The sequence below is a fragment of the Streptomyces sp. NPDC023157 genome, from assembly GCF_055560575.1.
Genome location: NZ_JBVHIL010000006.1, coordinates 485467 through 502043, shown reverse-complemented (window position 1 = coordinate 502043; position 16577 = coordinate 485467). Strand labels below are relative to the sequence as shown.

The 16577-nt window shown below is 73.2% G+C and carries 12 protein-coding genes and 2 tRNA genes; 10 read left to right on the top strand and 4 right to left on the bottom strand.

The window, feature by feature from the left end:
- Nucleotides 1-91: 91 nt before the first annotated feature.
- The 3 genes from ACZ3ZE_RS24025 to ACZ3ZE_RS24015 all read left to right on the top strand — a co-directional run bounded on the left by ACZ3ZE_RS24025 (nt 92) and on the right by ACZ3ZE_RS24015 (nt 2172).
- Nucleotides 92-565 carry a molybdenum cofactor biosynthesis protein MoaE gene (locus tag ACZ3ZE_RS24025; RefSeq protein ID WP_361166789.1) on the top strand — a complete coding sequence of 158 codons (474 nt, stop codon included), beginning with the start codon at nt 92-94 and terminating at the stop codon, nt 563-565.
- A 235-nt stretch (nt 566-800) separates the two neighbouring features.
- Nucleotides 801-1040: a hypothetical protein gene (locus ACZ3ZE_RS24020; RefSeq protein ID WP_361167750.1), complete on the top strand. Its 240-nt coding sequence runs from the start codon at nt 801-803 to the stop codon at nt 1038-1040.
- A 43-nt stretch (nt 1041-1083) separates the two neighbouring features.
- Nucleotides 1084-2172 carry a YlbL family protein gene (locus ACZ3ZE_RS24015; protein WP_361166792.1) on the top strand — a complete coding sequence of 363 codons (1089 nt, stop codon included), beginning with the start codon at nt 1084-1086 and terminating at the stop codon, nt 2170-2172.
- Nucleotides 2173-2199: 27 nt separating this feature from the next.
- Here the strand turns inward: ACZ3ZE_RS24015 and ACZ3ZE_RS24010 are convergent, their stop codons facing one another.
- Entirely contained in the window at nt 2200-2754 is a 555-nt protein-coding gene (locus tag ACZ3ZE_RS24010) for a PPA1309 family protein (RefSeq protein WP_361166795.1), read from the bottom strand.
- Nucleotides 2755-2953: 199 nt separating this feature from the next.
- Between ACZ3ZE_RS24010 and ACZ3ZE_RS24005 the strand changes: the two genes are divergently transcribed.
- From ACZ3ZE_RS24005 to ACZ3ZE_RS23990, 4 genes are all read left to right on the top strand, one after another.
- Nucleotides 2954-5926: a UPF0182 family membrane protein gene (locus ACZ3ZE_RS24005; protein WP_467260730.1), complete on the top strand. Its 2973-nt coding sequence runs from the start codon at nt 2954-2956 to the stop codon at nt 5924-5926.
- Nucleotides 5927-5976: 50 nt separating this feature from the next.
- Nucleotides 5977-6050, top strand: a tRNA-Met gene (locus tag ACZ3ZE_RS24000).
- A gap of 205 nt (nt 6051-6255) precedes the next feature.
- Complete coding sequence (locus ACZ3ZE_RS23995; RefSeq protein WP_361166798.1) at nt 6256-8181, top strand: tetratricopeptide repeat protein; 1926 nt, start codon at nt 6256-6258, stop codon at nt 8179-8181.
- 46 nt (nt 8182-8227) lie between these two features.
- Nucleotides 8228-8301 (top strand) — tRNA-Met (locus tag ACZ3ZE_RS23990).
- Between the two features lie 142 nt (nt 8302-8443).
- On the opposite strand, the gene ACZ3ZE_RS23985 is transcribed toward ACZ3ZE_RS23990, so the two are convergent.
- A complete protein-coding gene (locus tag ACZ3ZE_RS23985) occupies nt 8444-8863 on the bottom strand; it encodes a Fur family transcriptional regulator (protein WP_361166801.1) in 420 nt (139 codons plus the stop codon).
- Nucleotides 8864-9015: 152 nt separating this feature from the next.
- Between ACZ3ZE_RS23985 and ACZ3ZE_RS23980 the strand changes: the two genes are divergently transcribed.
- Complete coding sequence (locus ACZ3ZE_RS23980) at nt 9016-10467, top strand: catalase (RefSeq protein WP_361166804.1); 1452 nt, start codon at nt 9016-9018, stop codon at nt 10465-10467.
- Between the two features lie 68 nt (nt 10468-10535).
- Here ACZ3ZE_RS23980 and ACZ3ZE_RS23975 read toward each other — a convergent pair whose 3' ends face one another.
- Complete coding sequence (locus ACZ3ZE_RS23975; RefSeq protein WP_361166807.1) at nt 10536-10925, bottom strand: CBS domain-containing protein; 390 nt, start codon at nt 10923-10925, stop codon at nt 10536-10538.
- Nucleotides 10926-11129: 204 nt separating this feature from the next.
- Between ACZ3ZE_RS23975 and ACZ3ZE_RS23970 the strand changes: the two genes are divergently transcribed.
- A complete protein-coding gene (locus tag ACZ3ZE_RS23970) occupies nt 11130-11654 on the top strand; it encodes a hypothetical protein (protein ID WP_363293232.1) in 525 nt (174 codons plus the stop codon).
- Nucleotides 11655-11745: 91 nt separating this feature from the next.
- Here the strand turns inward: ACZ3ZE_RS23970 and ACZ3ZE_RS23965 are convergent, their stop codons facing one another.
- Nucleotides 11746-13182 (bottom strand): AfsR/SARP family transcriptional regulator, encoded by a 1437-nt coding sequence (locus ACZ3ZE_RS23965; RefSeq protein ID WP_361166813.1) that lies wholly within the window; start codon nt 13180-13182, stop codon nt 11746-11748.
- 248 nt (nt 13183-13430) lie between these two features.
- On the opposite strand from ACZ3ZE_RS23965, the gene ACZ3ZE_RS23960 reads away from it, so the two are divergent.
- A complete protein-coding gene (locus ACZ3ZE_RS23960) occupies nt 13431-16538 on the top strand; it encodes an AfsR/SARP family transcriptional regulator (RefSeq protein WP_467260608.1) in 3108 nt (1035 codons plus the stop codon).
- The last annotated feature ends 39 nt before the right edge of the window (nt 16539-16577 follow it).

Genomic DNA, 16577 nt, shown 5'->3' with positions numbered 1-16577 from the left:
CGGCGTCTGTAGGACCCTCCTACGGAGGCCCGGCGCGGCCGGTCGAAAACGCTATTCCGCGTTGTCCGCGCGGTGCGGCACGATGGTGGGCATGGCACACACGCACGCCCACCCGAGCGACCACCCCGGCGAGCTGGGCGGGGACGACCCGATCAGGCTCCTCGCGATCCGCGACACCGCGCTCTCGGTCGACGAGGTCGTCCGCGCGGTCGGCGACGACGCCGCCGGCGGCACGACGCTCTTCGTGGGCACCGTGCGCAACCACGACGGCGGAGCCGACGTCGACGCCCTGGGCTACTCCTGCCACCCCTCCGCCGAGGCGGAGCTGCGCCGGGTCGCCGAGAAGGTCGTGGCCGACTACCCGGTCCGCGCCCTGGCCGCCGTCCACCGGGTGGGTGACCTCCATGTGGGTGACATCGCGGTCGTCGTCGCCGTCTCCTGCCCGCACCGGGGCGAGGCCTTCGAGGCCTGCCGCAAGCTCATCGACGACCTCAAGCACGAGGTCCCGATCTGGAAGCACCAGACCTTCTCGGACGGCACCGAGGAGTGGGTCGGGGCCTGCTGAGGCCTCGACCCCGAGTCTGGGGGTCCCCCCGGCCGAAGGCTGGGGGAGGGTGGGGGCTTGCTGAGGGGGAGGTCGGCGCTTGCTGAAGATCAGCTGATCGCGCAAGGCGCCACGCCGACGACCCGTAGTCGAACGCCCCGATTTGCGTAACCGCCCCCCAGGTACGAGCGTTGATTCCGCGGATGAATAATCTGCTGATCCACTCACTGGGGACCATTGGGGATGGGAGGTCGGGATGGCAGCGCTCGCCTGGTTGCTGATTCCGCTTTTCGCAGTCGTCGGCGCGGCGATATGGGGAAGCTGGGCTTCACGCAACAAGACCATCGGGGACGTCGCCGAGCTCGCGGGCTACGCGCGGTTCAGGGACGCCATGGAACGCTCCCACGCGCCCGCCTCCGTTTCGGCCCGCCCGGAGCACGAGACGGCCGCCGCGGCGGCCGCGCCGACCCCGGCCACCAGCTCCACCACCGGCTGAGCCCCGAAGGCGCACTCACAGGCCGGTCCCGTACTGTCGTTCCATGCCACGCCGCACCGCGACGATGCTCGCCTCCACCCTGGTCCTGATCACGCTGCTCTGCGTGGGCGTCCTCATTCCGGTGCCGTACTCGGAGATGAGCCCCGGTCCGACGGTGAACACCCTCGGCGAGGCGCGCGGAGAGCCGGTCCTCCAGATCTCGGGTCGTCAGACCTACCCGACCACCGGCCACCTCAACATGACGACGGTCCGTGTCACCGGCGCGGACTACAACATGAACGCGGTCGAGGCCGTCTACGGCTGGCTCGCCCACGACAGCGTCGTCGTCCCGCACGACACGCTCTACCCGGACGGCAAGACCGAGGAGCAGTCGAGCCAGGAGAACGCCGAGGAGTTCAGCCAGTCCCAGGAGAGCGCCAAGGTCTCCGCCCTCAAGGAGCTGGGCATCCCGGTGACCACCCGGGTCGTCGTCGCCACCGTCGTCAAGGACACCCCCGCCGAGGGCAAGCTGCACGCGGGCGACGTGATCCGCGCGGTCGACGGCGTGGCCGTCAAGGAGCCGGGCGACGTCGCCAAGCTGGTCACCCGGCGCAAGCCCGGTCAGGACGTCGAGTTCACGATCGTCCCCGCCAAGGAGGCGGCGGCCGCGGAGAAGGCCCACAAGGACGCCACGGCGACGAAGAAGGTGGTCCTCACCACCGCCACGTCGCAGGAGGGCGACCGGGCCATCGTCGGCATCCAGGCCGGCACCGACCACGTCTTCCCGTTCACCATCGACATCAACCTGGCCGACGTCGGCGGCCCCAGCGCCGGCCTGATGTTCGCGCTGGGCATCGTCGACAAGCTGACCCCCGAGTCCCTCACCGGCGGCAAGTTCATCGCCGGCACCGGCACCATCGACGACAAGGGCAAGGTCGGCCCGATCGGCGGCATCGAGATGAAGCTGGTCGGCGCGCGCGACGCGGGCGCCGAGTACTTCCTCACCCCGGCGGACAACTGCGCGGCCGCGGCCGCCGACACCCCGGACGGACTCACCCTCGTCAAGGTGGGCACCATCGACGACGCGACCAAGGCCCTGGAACAGCTGCGCAAGGGCGACACCGCCTCCCTGCCCAGCTGCTCCAAGAGCTGACCCGGCCGCCGGACGCGGCCGGCCCCGTTACGAGGCGAAGGTCGCCGACAGCGCGTCCGCGAGGCCCGGCACCAGGTCGGGCCCGGTGAGCACCTCGTTCGGCGAGTCCTTCTCGCGCAGCCGGATCGCCGCCTCGCGGGAGCCGTCGCGCAGCACGGCCACGGTCATCCGGACCTCCTGGCGGTCCGGGTGCCGGGCCACCCACTTGGCGAGCGCGGCCCCGCCCAGGTCCTTGGGCACGGCGGCCTCGGCGGACGGCGGCAGCATCATCCGCTCCACGGTCAGCGCGCAGCCGGTGACCGCGGACGGCCAGGCGATGGTCCCGAGGAACTCGTCCAGGGCCTTGCCGCGCGGCAGCTGGTCCTGCTCGATCGGGGTGTAGCCGACGACGGTCTGGCCGCCGAGGCCGAGCTGGGAGGCGAGCGAGGGCTCCTGGGCGCGCAGCTTGGCGGTGTCGACCAGGGCGAAGAGGCGGGCCGGCTGGTCCCAGCCGAGGCCCGACGCGTACTCGTCGATCTCGAGCACGGCGCGGGTGAGGGGGCTCGAGGCCATCTGGGGGCCGGAGGGGGAAACGTTGGACATGGACAACATCCTGCCTGGTCTTTCGCCGAACTCCCGCCGAAGTGTCCGCCGCGCTCTTTCCCGGGCACCGCGCAGGACGGGAAACGGCGGCCACTCCGGGAACTCGGTAAAGCCTCAGTAAGTTGCATCAGTGGGCTCTACGATCGCGGAGCCTGCTTATCGACGCATCAACCTCGAGGGGCGCACGTTGGCTTTCCAGATGCCGGACCGCGGCGGCGGCACAGGTCCGTCCGGGCCAAGGATCAGAGTCGGCCGGCCGTCCCGGCGGGCCCGTACGCTGCTCATGACCCTGGGCGTGCTGGCCGTTCTCGCCATGGTGTTCGTGATGTTCGCGGGATTCTGGACGGACTGGCTCTGGTTCCGTTCCGTCCATTACTCGTCCGTCTTCACCACCACGCTGTGGACCAAGATCGGCCTTTTCCTGGTCTTCGGTCTGCTCATGGCCCTGGCCGTCGGCCTGAACATCTGGCTGGCGTACCGGCTGCGGCCGCCGCTGAGCGCGATGTCGCTGGAGCAGCAGAGCCTCGACCGGTACCGGATGGGTCTCGCCCCCTTCAAGAAGTGGGTGCTGCTCGCCGTCACGGCCCTGGTGGGCCTGATCGCCGGCGCCTCCGCCTCCGGGCAGTGGCGCACCTGGCTGATGTGGGTGAACGGGGTCTCCTTCGGACAGAAGGACCCGCAGTTCCAGCTGGACGTGTCGTTCTACGCGTTCGACCTGCCCTGGTACCGCTTCCTGCTCGCCTTCGGCTTCGGCGCCACCGTGCTCTCGCTGATCGCGGCGGCCCTCACGCACTACCTGTACGGCGGACTGCGCGTCACCAGCCCGGGCGCCCGCGCCACGGCGGCGGCGACCGGACACCTGTCGGTGCTGCTCGGCGTCTTCGTGTCGCTGAAGGCCGTGGCGTACTGGCTGGACCGGTACGGCCTCGCGGTGAAGTCCAGCGACTTCAAGGCCACCGGCAACTGGACCGGTCTGCGGTACGTGGACGCCAACGCCTACCTTCCGGCGAAGACGATCCTGTTCTGCATCGCGGTGATCTGCGCGCTGCTGTTCTTCGCCACCCTGTGGCGGCGCACCTGGCAGCTGCCGGTGATCGGCTTCGGCCTGATGGTGCTCTCGGCGATCCTGATCGGCGGCCTGTACCCGGCCATCGTGCAGAAGTTCCAGGTCCAGCCGAACGAGCAGGCCAAGGAAGCGCCGTACATCAAGAAGAACATCGAAGCGACGCGCAAGGCGTACGACATCGACACCACCGAGGCGGAGAACTACTCGGGCAAGTCGACGGTCAAGGCCAAGGACCAGCTCCGCGCGGACGCCGACACGGCGGCCAGCTACCGGCTCATCGACCCGAACATCGTGTCGCCGACCTTCCAGCAGCTGGAGCAGAAGCGGAAGTACTACCAGTTCCCGCTGACCCTCGACGTCGACCGCTACCAGGGCAAGGACACCGTCGTCGGCCTGCGTGAGCTCAACATCAAGGGCATCCCGAAGCGGAACTGGATCAACGACCACTTCACCTACACCCACGGCTACGGCGCGATCATGGCCACGGGTACCCAGACGGACGCCAACGGCTCGCCGATCTTCACCGAGTCCGGGATGCCGACCACGGGCATGCTCGGCCCGTACGAGCAGCGCATCTACTACGGCGAGAAGACCGACCAGTACTCGATCGTGGGCGGGCCCCAGAAGGAGCTCGACTACGAGGCGAACGGCGAGAAGACCACCAGCTACAAGGGTGACAGCGGGGTCAGCCTCTCCAGCGCCTTCAACCGCGCCGCCTACGCGGTCGCGTTCAGCGAGCCGCAGATCCTCTACTCGGGGGCCATCGGCGACGGCTCGCGGATCCTGTACAACCGCACGCCCAAGGAGCGCGTCGAGGCGGTCGCCCCCTGGCTGACCATCGACGGCGACGCCTACCCGGCGGTCGTGGACGGACGCATCCAGTGGATCGTCGACGCGTACACCACCACCAACGGCTACCCGTACGCCTCGCGCACCACGCTCGGCGACACCACGGCCGACTCCCTGACGGTCGGCAACCAGCAGCGCGCGGTCGTCGCCCAGCAGAACCAGGTCAACTACATCCGCAACTCGGTGAAGGCCACCGTCGACGCCTACGACGGCACGGTGAACCTCTACCAGTGGGACGAGCAGGACCCCGTCCTCAAGACCTGGATGAAGGCCTTCCCCGGCACGGTCAAGGACCGCGGGCAGATCGACGCCGACCTCATGAAGCACCTGCGCTACCCGCAGGACATGTTCAAGGTCCAGCGCGAGCTGCTCACCCGCTACCACGTGCAGGACCCGGCCCAGTTCTACAGCGGCTCGGACGCCTGGCAGGTGCCGGACGACCCGACCAACAAGGACGGCAACGCGGTGCCGCCGTACTACCTGAGCATGAAGATGCCCGGGGAGTCGGCCGAGCAGTTCTCGCTGACGACGACCTTCACCCCGGCGGGCCGGCCCAACCTGGGCGCCTTCATGGCGGTGGACGCCGACGCCCACAGCAAGGACTACGGCAAGATAAGGCTGCTGAGAGTCACCTCGGACGTCCCAGGACCCCAGCAGGTGCAGAACAAGCTCAACAGCCTTCCGTCCGTGGCGACCTTCGTCCGCGACATGAAGGGTGCCGACTCCGACATCCTCTACGGCAACCTGCTGACGGTGCCGCTCGACGGCGGCTTCCTCTACGTCGAGCCGGTGTACGCCCAGGGCCGCAACGCGCAGTACCCGCTGCTGAAGAAGGTCGCGGTGTCCTACGTGGACGCGGACCAGCCGGACGGGGACACCACCAAGGACACCACGGTGTTCGAGGACAACCTGACGGCCGCCCTCAACGCGGTCTTCGGGGTCGAGGGGACCACCCCGCCGCCGCCGCAGCCGCCGGGCACCACCAAGCCGCCGCAGCCGGTGACCAACGACGCCGCCCTGAAGCAGGCCATCGCGGACGCGCAGAAGGCGTACGACGACGGTGAGGCCGCGCTCCAGAAGGGCGACTGGACGGCGTACGGCAAGTCCCAGGAGGCCCTGCAGCAGGCTCTCCAGCGCGCCGCGGACGCCGGGGCGAAGCTCCAGAGCGGCACCGGAGGCGCCAAGCCCGCGCCGAAGACGACCCCGGGCACGACCCCGAGCACGTCGGCCAGTCCGCCGGCGAGCCCGGGCGGCTGACGGCCGCGTTTCGGCTCCGCCCCCGCGTCGTGATACGTTGTGTTCACCGACGCGGGGTGGAGCAGCTCGGTAGCTCGCTGGGCTCATAACCCAGAGGTCGCAGGTTCAAATCCTGTCCCCGCTACTGAAGACGAGGGCCCGGATCCATCTGGATTCGGGCCTTCGTCATGTCCCGGGAAGGCGGCGAACACCGCGAAGAGCGGTGCGGAGGGGGCGAGTTGGAGCGATCCGTGTTTGACTTGTCTCCCTGTGGGCATGTCGACAAAACGCTGAAGTGACCTCACCGGCTGAGCTATACCAGGTGTACGCGGGTTGCGGGTGGTGCGACGATGGTATTTATGGGGGACAGGGCAACTCTGTTGGAGACAGGGCGGTTTGTGCAGCGGCATCCGAGAAACGCCGCAGACGACATCATCGAGGCCGCGGGGGCCGTCGATGAGACCGTCGACACCACCGCCGACCACGAGAACGACGCCGAGACCGAGGCCCGCCACCGGCGCGCCGCCGAGAACGGCGACGCCGCGTCGATGAGCGTCCTCGGCGCGCTGCTGCTGCGCCGCGGCGACCTGGACGGCGCCGAGCCGTACCTGCGCGGGGCCACCGCCGAGGGCGACCGCGCCGCCGCGAACAACCTGGGCGTGCTGCTGCACCAGCGCGGCTACCCGGACGAGGCCGCCGGCTGGTGGCGGGTCGCCGCCGTCGCCGGCTCCGCGCCCGCCGCGCACGCCCTCGGCCGCCACCACCGCGAGCGCGGCGACGAGCCCGGCGCCGAGTACTGGCTGCGCCAGTCCGCCGAGCAGGGCCACGCCCTCGGCGCGTACGCCCTCGCCGACCTCCTGGAGCACCGCAGCGACGTCGGCGCCGAGCGCTGGCTGCGCGCCGCCGCCGAACAGGGACACCGCGAGGCCGCCTACCGGCTCGCCCTCTCCATGGAGCGGCGCGCGACCGAGCCCGCCCGCGGCCCGCACTCCTACGACACCGCCACCGGGCTGCGGACGACCGCCGACGGCCCCGCGCCCGCCGGTGACGCCGCCGCGCCGAAGAGCGGGCTCACCGAGGCCGAGCAGTGGTTCCGGCAGGCCGCCGCGCGCGGGCACCGGCGGGCCGCCCTGCACCTGGGCGTCCTCCTGGAGAAGCGCGGGGAGCTCAAGGAGGCCGGGCGCTGGTACCTGACCTCCGCCAAGGACGGCGAGGCCAAGGCGGCCTGCGCGCTCGGCTTCCTGCTGCGCGACGCCGGCGACGAGGAGAGCGCCGCCGTGTGGTGGCTGCGCGCCGCCCAGGACGGCGACGGCAACGCCGCCAACGCGCTCGGCGCGCTGCACGCCGCCCGCGGCGAGCAGCAGACCGCCGAGCGCTGGTACCGCGCCGCCATGGACGCGGGCGACGTCAACGGCGCCTACAACCTCGGCCTGCTCTGCGCCGCGCAGGAGCGCACCACACAGGCCGAGCAGTGGTACCGGCGCGCGGCCTACGCCGGTCACCGGGAGGCCGCCAACGCGCTCGCCGTGCTGCTCCTGCAGGCCGGTGACGCGGGCGGCGCCGAGCCCTGGTTCTCCAAGGCCGCCGAGGCCGGCAGCGTCGACGCCGCTTTCAACCTCGGCATCCTCCACGCCGGCCGCGACGACGACCGTACGGCGCTGAGCTGGTACGAGCGGGCTGCGGCGGCCGGGCACACCGAGGCCGCGCTCCAGGTCGGCATCGCCTGCCTGCGCGACGGCGACGAGCAGGGCGCCGAGCGGCATCTGCGGTGCGCGGCGGGCGGCGGCAGCGCCGAGGCCGCGTTCCGGCTCGCCTCGGTCCTCGACGCGCGCCGCCCCGAGCCCGGCCCGCCGGTGCTCGGCGCGCCGCGTGAGGAGAAGAGCGAGTGCGAGGAGTGGTACGAGCGCGCCGCCCAGCAGGGCCACCGCCGTGCCCAGGTGCGCGTCGGCATGCTCGCCGCCGGGCGCGGCGACGTCGCCGAGGCGGCCCGCTGGTACCGGGAGGCGGCCGAGGCCGGCTCCCGCAACGGCGCCTTCAACCTGGGGCTGCTGCTCGCCCGCGAGGGCGGCGAGCGGGAGGCGGCCCTGTGGTGGACGCGCGCGGCGCACGCCGGACACGGCCGGGCCGCGCTGCGGCTCGCCCTGCTGGCGGCCCGGCGCGGGGAGCTGACCGAGGGGCGCCGATGGTGCGCCCGCGCGGTGGAGCTCGGCCCCGCGGAGGTGGCGGAGCGGGCGGCCCGGCTCAGCGAGGCACTGCACCAGGAGCTCACCGCCTAACGGATTTGCCCTGCTCAGCGCAGTCCCGTAGAGTCGTGTTTACCGACGCGGGGTGGAGCAGCTCGGTAGCTCGCTGGGCTCATAACCCAGAGGTCGCAGGTTCAAATCCTGTCCCCGCTACTCAGTAGCACGAAGGCCCGGATCCGGAAACGGACCCGGGCTTTCGCCGTTCCCGGGCCTTTGCCGTTCCCGGGCAGGGTGTACGCGTACGAGAGAGGCCCCCGCCTGATCGGCGGGGGCCTCTCTCGTACGTCCGGTGCGTCTAGGCGGTGGTCGCGCAGCTCGGGCAGATGCCTCGGTAGGTGACCTCGACGTTCGAGATGGTGAAGCCGAAGCGCTCCGTGTCCGGCAGGTCGGCCAGCGGGTCGCCGGCCGGGTGCACGTCACGGATCGCACCGCACCGGCCGCAGACCAGGTGCTGGTGCGGCCGGTGGGCGTTCGGGTCGTAGCGTTTGGCGCGGCCGTCGGTCGCGACCTCCAGCACCTCGCCGAGCGTGACCATCTCGCCCAACGTGTTGTACACGGTGGCCCGGGAGATCTCGGGCAGCCTCGAAACGGCGCGTGCGTGGACCTCGTCGGCGGTCAGGTGCACGTGATCCCCGTCGAGGACCTCGGCCACGACACGCCGCTGCGCGGTCATCCGCCAGCCGCGGCCGCGCAGTCGTTCCAACAGGTCACTCATGGGGGCAGCCTAACAGTCGGGGGGAGCGAATCCCGAACGGGTGTGACTTTGGAAGTGGCCTTGACTTAGACATTGTCTATTGTAGGGTCGAGTACAGCAAAGCTCAGGACAGGGCTCGCGGGTTTGCCGTACAACCGACGCAGGAGGCGCACGTGACGCAGGGACCGCTCACCACCGAGGCCGGGGCACCGGTCGCCGACAACCAGAACAGCGAGACGGCGGGCATCGGCGGTCCGGTCCTTCTCCAGGACCAGCTGCTCTTGGAGAAGCTGGCCCACTTCAACCGTGAGCGCATCCCGGAGCGCGTCGTCCACGCGCGCGGCGCGGGCGCCTACGGCACCTTCACGGTGACGGCCGACGTCACGGCGTACACGAGGGCCGCGTTCCTCTCCGAGGTCGGCAAACAGACCGAGACCTTCCTGCGCTTCTCCACCGTGGCGGGCAACCTCGGCGCGGCCGACGCCGTGCGCGACCCGCGCGGCTGGGCGCTGAAGTTCTACACCGAGGAGGGCAACTACGACCTCGTCGGCAACAACACCCCGGTGTTCTTCATCAAGGACGCCATCAAGTTCCCCGACTTCATCCACACCCAGAAGCGCGACCCGTACACCGGCTCGCAGGAGGCGGACAACGTCTGGGACTTCTGGAGCCTGAGCCCCGAGTCCACGCACCAGGTGACCTGGCTCTTCGGCGACCGCGGCATCCCCGCCTCGTACCGCCACATGAACGGCTACGGCTCGCACACCTACCAGTGGAACAACGAGGCCGGCGAGGTCTTCTGGGTCAAGTACCACTTCAAGACCGACCAGGGCATCAAGAACCTCACCCAGGGCGAGGCCAACAGGCTGGCCGGCGAGGACCCCGACTCGCACCAGCGCGACCTGCGCGAGTCCATCGAGCGCGGCGACTTCCCGAGCTGGACCGTGCAGGTGCAGATCATGCCGGCGGCCGACGCGGCGCAGTACCGCTTCAACCCCTTCGACCTCACCAAGGTCTGGCCGCACGAGGACTACCCGCCGATCGAGATCGGCACGCTGGAGCTCAACCGCAACCCGCAGAACGTCTTCGCCGAGGTCGAGCAGTCGATCTTCTCCCCGGCGCACTTCGTGCCCGGCATCGGCCCGTCCCCGGACAAGATGCTCCAAGGCCGCCTCTTCGCCTACGGCGACGCCCACCGCTACCGCGTCGGCATCAACGCCGACCACCTGCCGGTGAACCGCCCGCACGCCACCGAGGCGCGCACGCACGCGCGGGACGGCTTCCTCTACGACGGCCGGCACGCCGGCGCGAAGAACTACGAGCCGAACAGCTTCGGCGGCCCGCACCAGACCGACCGCCCGCTGTGGGCCGGCTCCGCCGTCACCGGGCTCACCGGCGACCACGCCGCCCCCTCGCACGCCGAGGACGACGACTTCGTCCAGGCCGGCAACCTGTACCGCCTGATGTCCGAGGACGAGAAGGGCCGTCTGGTCGAGAACCTGGCGGGCTTCATCGCCAAGGTCTCGCGCGACGACATCGCCGAGCGCGCGATCGGCAACTTCCGCAAGGCGGACGGTGACTTCGGCAAGCGGCTCGACGCCGCGGTCCAGGCCCTGCGCGGCTGAGGGCGGCTTGCCGTAGGCAGTGGAGGGCCGGACTCCCCGTATCCGTACGGGAGTCCGGCCCTCCCGCGTCATCCGGCGACGCTGTGCACGGGCATCCAGCAGCGGATGATGTCGCGTACGGAGACGATGCCGACCGGCCCGTGGTCGTCCAGGACCACGAGGTGACGGAAGCCGCCGCGGGTCATCGCCTCCGCGGCCTCGTCCAGCGTCCAGGTGGGCGCGGCGAAGACGACGTCCCGGGTGGTGTGGGCGTCCGCGGTCTCGTGGTCGGGATTCCGGTCCCGGCCGATGGCGTTGAGGATGTCGCGCTCGGTGAGGATGCCGAGCCCGCTGGTGTCGGTGTCGAGGACGATGGCGGCGCCGACGCGGCGCGCCGACATCAGACGGGCCGCCTGACGGAGGGTATGGGCCGGGCCGATGGTGAGGACCACCGTGCTCATGGCGTCACGGACGAGCATGGAGGGGACCACCTCCTGTTCGAGAACTCTTTCACAAGTTCACAAGTGGGGGGAGTCCCAGAGTGGCACCGGCCCGCGCCCCCAACAAGGGGGCGCGCGTGGTGCGGAGGGGAGCACGCCTGTCCCACGAGCGGACGTTCATCGTTTGTCTACCGCCGCCGCGCATGATCGCCCCGCAAGCCGGACCACAGAAAGGCGACGGGGATGACGATCGTGAAGAAGGCGCTGCGCAGGACGGCGGGGGCCGTGGCGGCCGGGCTGCTGGCGATGACCGGGACGCTCGCCGGATCGGGCACGGCACAGGCCGCGTACGACCCCGGCACCCACACCATCTGGGGCGACGAGCCGCTCTACCCCGGCTGGCACGTCAGCACCGACTACGCGCGGCTGATCATGCAGGGCGACGGCAACCTGGTCTTCTACCGCACCCAGACCGCGGGCGACTGGTCCCGCGCCACCCCCCTGTGGGCCTCCAACACCGTCGGCTGCGGCGCCAAGGCCGTCATGCGGGACGACGGGCGGCTCGTCGTCTACGCCGCCGACGGACAGCGCGAGTGCTCCTCCCGCGGCTGGTACAAGGGCGGCAGCGCGTACGCCTGCCTCCAGGTCACCAACGAGCAGGGGCTCAGCATCTGGTATACGGACCGGCGCTGCGGCAGCTTCGCCAGCATCACCGCGCGGACCTTCACCAACACCTCGCGGGACATCGTCTACTCGGACCTCTACTGACCCCCGGGGCCCTCGCCCCTTGACGCGCCCCTCCGCACCACCCCCGTACGTGGCCCCGGCCGGACCCCTCTCCGGCCGGGGCCGCCGTGCGTCACGCCGAGAGCCGGCCCACCAGGTCCGCCACCGACCACTGCGGCCGGGCCGCGAGACGCGCCGCCGCCGAACGCAGCCGGGCCGGCAGATGCCCGCACAGCGCGGCCAGTTCGCGGGCCGCGCCGGACTCGCGGTGGATCCGGTCCGGGCCCGCGATCCGGGCCAGCAGCTCGTACGCGTCGTCCGGCTCCAGCGGCCCGATCCGCAGCCGCGCCACCCCCGCCGCCAGCTCCCCGCCCGTCTCCGTCACCAGCGCCGCGCACCCCGCCACACCCGGCAGCAGCGCCCCCGGTTCCGGCGCCCCGTCGAGCAGCACCAGCACCCGGCGGCCCGCCAGCGCCGCGCGGTAACGGGCACCGAGCGCCCCCGCGCACGCGTCCTCGGGCGGCCGCTCGCCCAGGGACCGCAGAAAACCGGCCATGACCTCCCGTACGTCCCCGGCGGCATCGCCCCGCGCGTACAACTGCCCGTCGGGGAAGGCGTCCCGCACACGGTGCGCCAGATGCACCGCGAGCGTCGACGTGCCCGTCCCGTACGGCCCCGACAGCGCCACCACCGGGCTGCCGGCCCCGGCCCGCAGCAGCCGCTCCGCCTCCCGGACCTGCGCCCCGCGCCCCACCAGATCGGGGATGTCCGGCGGGAGCTGGCACGGCCGGAGCGGGCGGCGGGGCGGCACCGGCACCGCCAGCGACCGGTCGTCCCGGCGGATCCGCCCGTACAGCGCCGTCACCGGCCCGCCCGGGTCGATCCCCAGCCGCCGGTCGAGCCGCTCGCGCAGCGCGGCGAACAGCGCCAGCGCCTCCGGCCGGCGCCCGCACCGGTACAGCGCGAGCAGACAGAGCCGGTGCGCCTCCTCGTCCTCCGGGTGCGCCGCCGCCAGCTCGCGCAGCGCGGGCAGCGCCTCGGCGTGCCGCCCCAGGGCCAGTTCCGCCTTGTACAGCGTCATGCGCGCCGCGTGCCGGGAGGCCGCGAGCCGGTCCCGGGTGCGTCGCGCGAGCGGCCCCGGCACCCCGTCGAGCGGGGTCCCGGTCCACCGGCCGAGGGCCGTCCGCGCCAGCTCCCGGGCCTCCTCCGGGGCGCCGCGCAGCACCGCCGCGGCGCGGGCGGCCTCCTCCTCGTACCGGAAGACGTCCACCGCCTCGCGGGCGACGGCGAGCCGGTAGCCGCCCGAGGAACCGAGCAGCGCGTCCGGCGCCGCGCCGAGCGCCTTGCGCAGCCGGTGGGCGTGCGTGCCGATCTGGCCGACCGGGTCCTTGGGCCACTCCTCCTCGTCCTCGCCCCACAGAGAGGTGATCAGCCGCTGCGTGGGGACGAGTTCGCCGGGCGCGAGCAGCAGGGCGCACAACACAGCGCGCTGCTGCGGTCGGCCCAGCGCGCGCTCGTGCCCCTCGTGCCACGCGCGCGGCGGGCCGAGAATGGCGAATTCGAGTCCCATGACACCCCCGTCAGCCATGAGTCCGTCGCAGGTTGCGTGCCGCATCATAGGCGGCCGGACCACCCGCCCCGATGGGGTTGCGTGCCCTGGGCGCGTCGCCCGGCCGGAGGGCGGTCCGTGGGGGAAAAGCACAGGTCATGAGGGATGGGGCAGGGGAAGTGACGGGCGTCATGGGCAGCCGTTCTACGGGGCAGCAGGGGACCACGGGAGCCATGGGGGAGGAGCACGTCACGGGACACCCGGGGGGCGTGGGGGAGACCCGGGAGGCGGGACGGCAGGGCGAGCCGGGAAGGCTGAAGTTCGCGCTGCTCGGACCCCTGCGGGCCTGGTACGGCGACCAGGAGATCGACCTCGGCAGGCCGCAGCAGCGGGCCCTGCTCGCCGTCCTGCTCGACGCGCCCGGACGAACGGTCGCCCACGGCGTCCTCGCCGAAGGCGTCTGGGGCGAGGGCGCCGCCCCCGCCGACCCCCGCAAAGCCCTCCAACTCCTCGTCTACCGCCTCCGCTCCGCCTTCCGCCCCCACCTCCCCGAATCCCCGATCGTCCGCGTCGGCGACGGCTACGCCCTCCGGGCCCCGGGCGCCCGCACGGACACGGCCGAGTGGCGCCGGTTGCTGGGGGAGGCGGCGGGGGGCCGCGCGCGAGGGCCGGCGGGGAGCGAGCCGCGAGGGCCGGCGGGTGGTGACCCGCGAGGGTCGGCGGGGAACAGGGGCGGCCCGGAAGGCGGGCAGGTCCCCGTGGTCGGCGGCTCTCAGCCCGCGGTGGGGCACCCGGGCGGCCCCGACGACGAGCACGCCCCCGCCCCCGCCGCCGTGCGGGAACTGCTGCGTGACGCCCTTGGCTTGTGGGTGGGGGAGCCGCTCGCCGGGCTCGGGGGGCCGCATGCCGAGGCCGTGCGGGCTCGGCTCGGGGAGGAGCGGCTCGGGGCGTTGGAGTGGCGGCTCGAGCTGGATGCCGAGCTGGCCGACCGGGCCGATCTCACGGCCGAGGCCGCCGCGCTCTGCCTGGAGCACCCGGGCCGCCCCCGGCTCGTCGCCGTCCTCATGCGCGCCCTGCACCGGGCCGGGCGCACGGCCGAGGCGCTCGCCGTGTTCGAGGACGCGCGGGGCGACCTGCCGCCGGGCGAGCAGGGGCCGGACTCGCCCGCCGGGCTCCAGCTGCGGATCCTGCGCGACGACCCCGCGCTGCTGCCCGCACCGGCCGCGCAGCCCGGGCCCGTCTGGCGGGCTCCCGAGCAGCTCCCGGCGGACCTCCCGGACTTCACCGGGCGTGGCGGCGCCGTGGACGCCCTCGCGGAGCGGCTCGCGGGGGCGGGCGGCCGGGCCGTCGTGGTGTCCGCGCTCGACGGCATGGGCGGCGTCGGCAAGACCACGCTCGCCGTGCACGCGGCCCGCCGGGCGGCCGGCCGCTTCCCCGACGGGCAGCTCTTCGCCGATCTGCGCGGCGCCGACCGGGTGCCACGCGAACCCGCCGCCGTCCTCGCCGAGTTCCTGCGCGCCCTCGGGGTCGCCGCCGAGGAGGTGCCGCCCGGCATCGCCGAGCGCTCGGCCTGCTACCGCTCGGCGCTCACCGGCCGCCGGGTGCTCGTCGTCCTCGACAACGCGGCCGGTCCCGAGCAGGTCGAGCCGCTGCTGCCCGGCTCCGCCGACTGCGCGGTGCTGGTCACCAGCCGCACCCGGCTCCCGGGCCTCGCCGGCGCCCACCACCTGCGGATCGACCCGCTCCCGGCCGTCGAGGCCGCCGAGCTGTTCGCCCGGATCGCGGGCGCCGAGCGGGTCGCGGCGGAACCCGGCCGCGTCGAGGAGATCGTCGCGGCCTGCGGGCGGCTGCCGCTGGCCGTCCGGATCGCCGCGTCCCGGCTCGCCGCCGACCCGGGGCTGAGCCTCGCCGCGCTCGCCGAGGGGCTGCGTGACGAGCGGCGGCTGGCCGCGCTCGACGACGGGGAGCGCGCCGTGGAAGCGACCTTCGCGCTCTCGTACCACCGGCTCACGCCCGAGGCCGCCCGCGCGTTCCGGCTGCTCTCGCTGCCCGACACGCCGGACATCGCGCTGCCGTGCGCCGCCGCGCTCCTGGACCGCACCGAGGCGGAGGCGGACGAACTCCTCGAAGGGCTCGTCGACCTCAACCTGCTCCAGTCGCCGGGCTTCGGCCGCTACGGCTTCCACGACCTGGTCCGCGCCTACGCCCGCGACCGGGCCGCCGAGGAGGAGACCGCGGGCGCGCGCACCGCGGCGGCGGGCCGGCTGCTCGACTTCTGCCTGGCGACCGCCCGTAACGCCGACACGGCCGCCCGCTCGGTCGACCCGGCCGAACAGAGCCTCCTGAACACCCCCGTCGACCGCCCCGGCCGGGCCCTCGCCGACGGCGCCGCCGCCGTCCGCTGGATGCGCGAACAGGCGGCCGTGCACGCCGCGGCCGTCGCCCTGGCCTGCGCGGACGAGGAGCTGCCGCTCGCCCGGGCGGCCGAACTCGTCGACAAGATGGGCTCGGTCCTCTTCGAACGCACCCAGACCGCCGTCATCGCCGCGCTCGCGGCCCAGGTCGCCGAGGCCGCCGAGGCGCGGGGCGCGGACGGGCCGCAGGCCCTCGCCCGGTACGTGCGCGGGAACATGCTCTGGCACGTCAACCGTTACGAGGAGTCGCGCGCCGAGATCGCCCGCGCGGTCGGCCTCTGCGACGCCGGTACGGGCGGCGGCGCCGGGCCCGCCGCCCGGGTCCGGGCCAAGGCGCTGCTCACCCTGGCCGGCAACGCCCGCATCCACGGGCGCCACGCCGAGGCCGCCGAGCACGCGGGCCGGGCCGCCGGCGCGTTCCGGGAGCTGGGCGCCGAGCGGGCCGAGGGCAGCGCGCTCGGGGAGTTCGCCTTCAACGCCGCCCACACCGGCCGCCTCGACGAGGCCCGGGCCGCCGCCGAGCGCGGGGCCCGGCTGATGAGCGGCACCGGACCGGTGTCCGCCGCGACCGGGCGCTACTACCTGGCCCGGGTGCTGCGCCTGTGCGGGGACCCGGAGGGGGCGCTCGGGCACGCGGTCGGGGCGCGCGAGGAGTTCGCGCGGCTCCAGGTCGCCGTGTTCGAGGCGGCGGCGGGCGACCTGGCCGCCCGGCTGCACGCCGAGTCCGGCCGGGCCACGCTCGCCGCGGAGGCCGCCGAGGCGGTGCTGCCGCTCGCCCGCGAGACCAGCGCCGCCCTGGAGGCCGCCCTGCTGCACACCCTCGGCGCGGCGCTCGCCTCCCTCGGCCGGCCGCGCCGGGCCCGGGCCTGCCTCCAGGACGCGGCGGAGGTGTATGGGCGCCTCGGCATCGCGGAGGAGGAGGCGGCCGTACGGGCCTTGCTCGGGGGTCTGCCGACGCCCTGAGAAACGGCGTGCCCCGCCCCTGCCGGCGCCCTGAGAAAC

Coding starts and splice junctions, on each gene's coding strand:
- ACZ3ZE_RS24025 (WP_361166789.1), top strand. CDS start 92: ATGGCACACACGCACGCCCACCCGAGCGACCACCCCGGCGAGCTGGGC.
- ACZ3ZE_RS24020 (WP_361167750.1), top strand. CDS start 801: ATGGCAGCGCTCGCCTGGTTGCTGATTCCGCTTTTCGCAGTCGTCGGC.
- ACZ3ZE_RS24015 (WP_361166792.1), top strand. CDS start 1,084: ATGCCACGCCGCACCGCGACGATGCTCGCCTCCACCCTGGTCCTGATC.
- ACZ3ZE_RS24010 (WP_361166795.1), bottom strand. CDS start 2,754: ATGTCCAACGTTTCCCCCTCCGGCCCCCAGATGGCCTCGAGCCCCCTC.
- ACZ3ZE_RS24005 (WP_467260730.1), top strand. CDS start 2,954: ATGCCGGACCGCGGCGGCGGCACAGGTCCGTCCGGGCCAAGGATCAGA.
- ACZ3ZE_RS23995 (WP_361166798.1), top strand. CDS start 6,256: ATGGTATTTATGGGGGACAGGGCAACTCTGTTGGAGACAGGGCGGTTT.
- ACZ3ZE_RS23985 (WP_361166801.1), bottom strand. CDS start 8,863: ATGAGTGACCTGTTGGAACGACTGCGCGGCCGCGGCTGGCGGATGACC.
- ACZ3ZE_RS23975 (WP_361166807.1), bottom strand. CDS start 10,925: ATGCTCGTCCGTGACGCCATGAGCACGGTGGTCCTCACCATCGGCCCG.
- ACZ3ZE_RS23970 (WP_363293232.1), top strand. CDS start 11,130: ATGACGATCGTGAAGAAGGCGCTGCGCAGGACGGCGGGGGCCGTGGCG.
- ACZ3ZE_RS23965 (WP_361166813.1), bottom strand. CDS start 13,182: ATGGGACTCGAATTCGCCATTCTCGGCCCGCCGCGCGCGTGGCACGAG.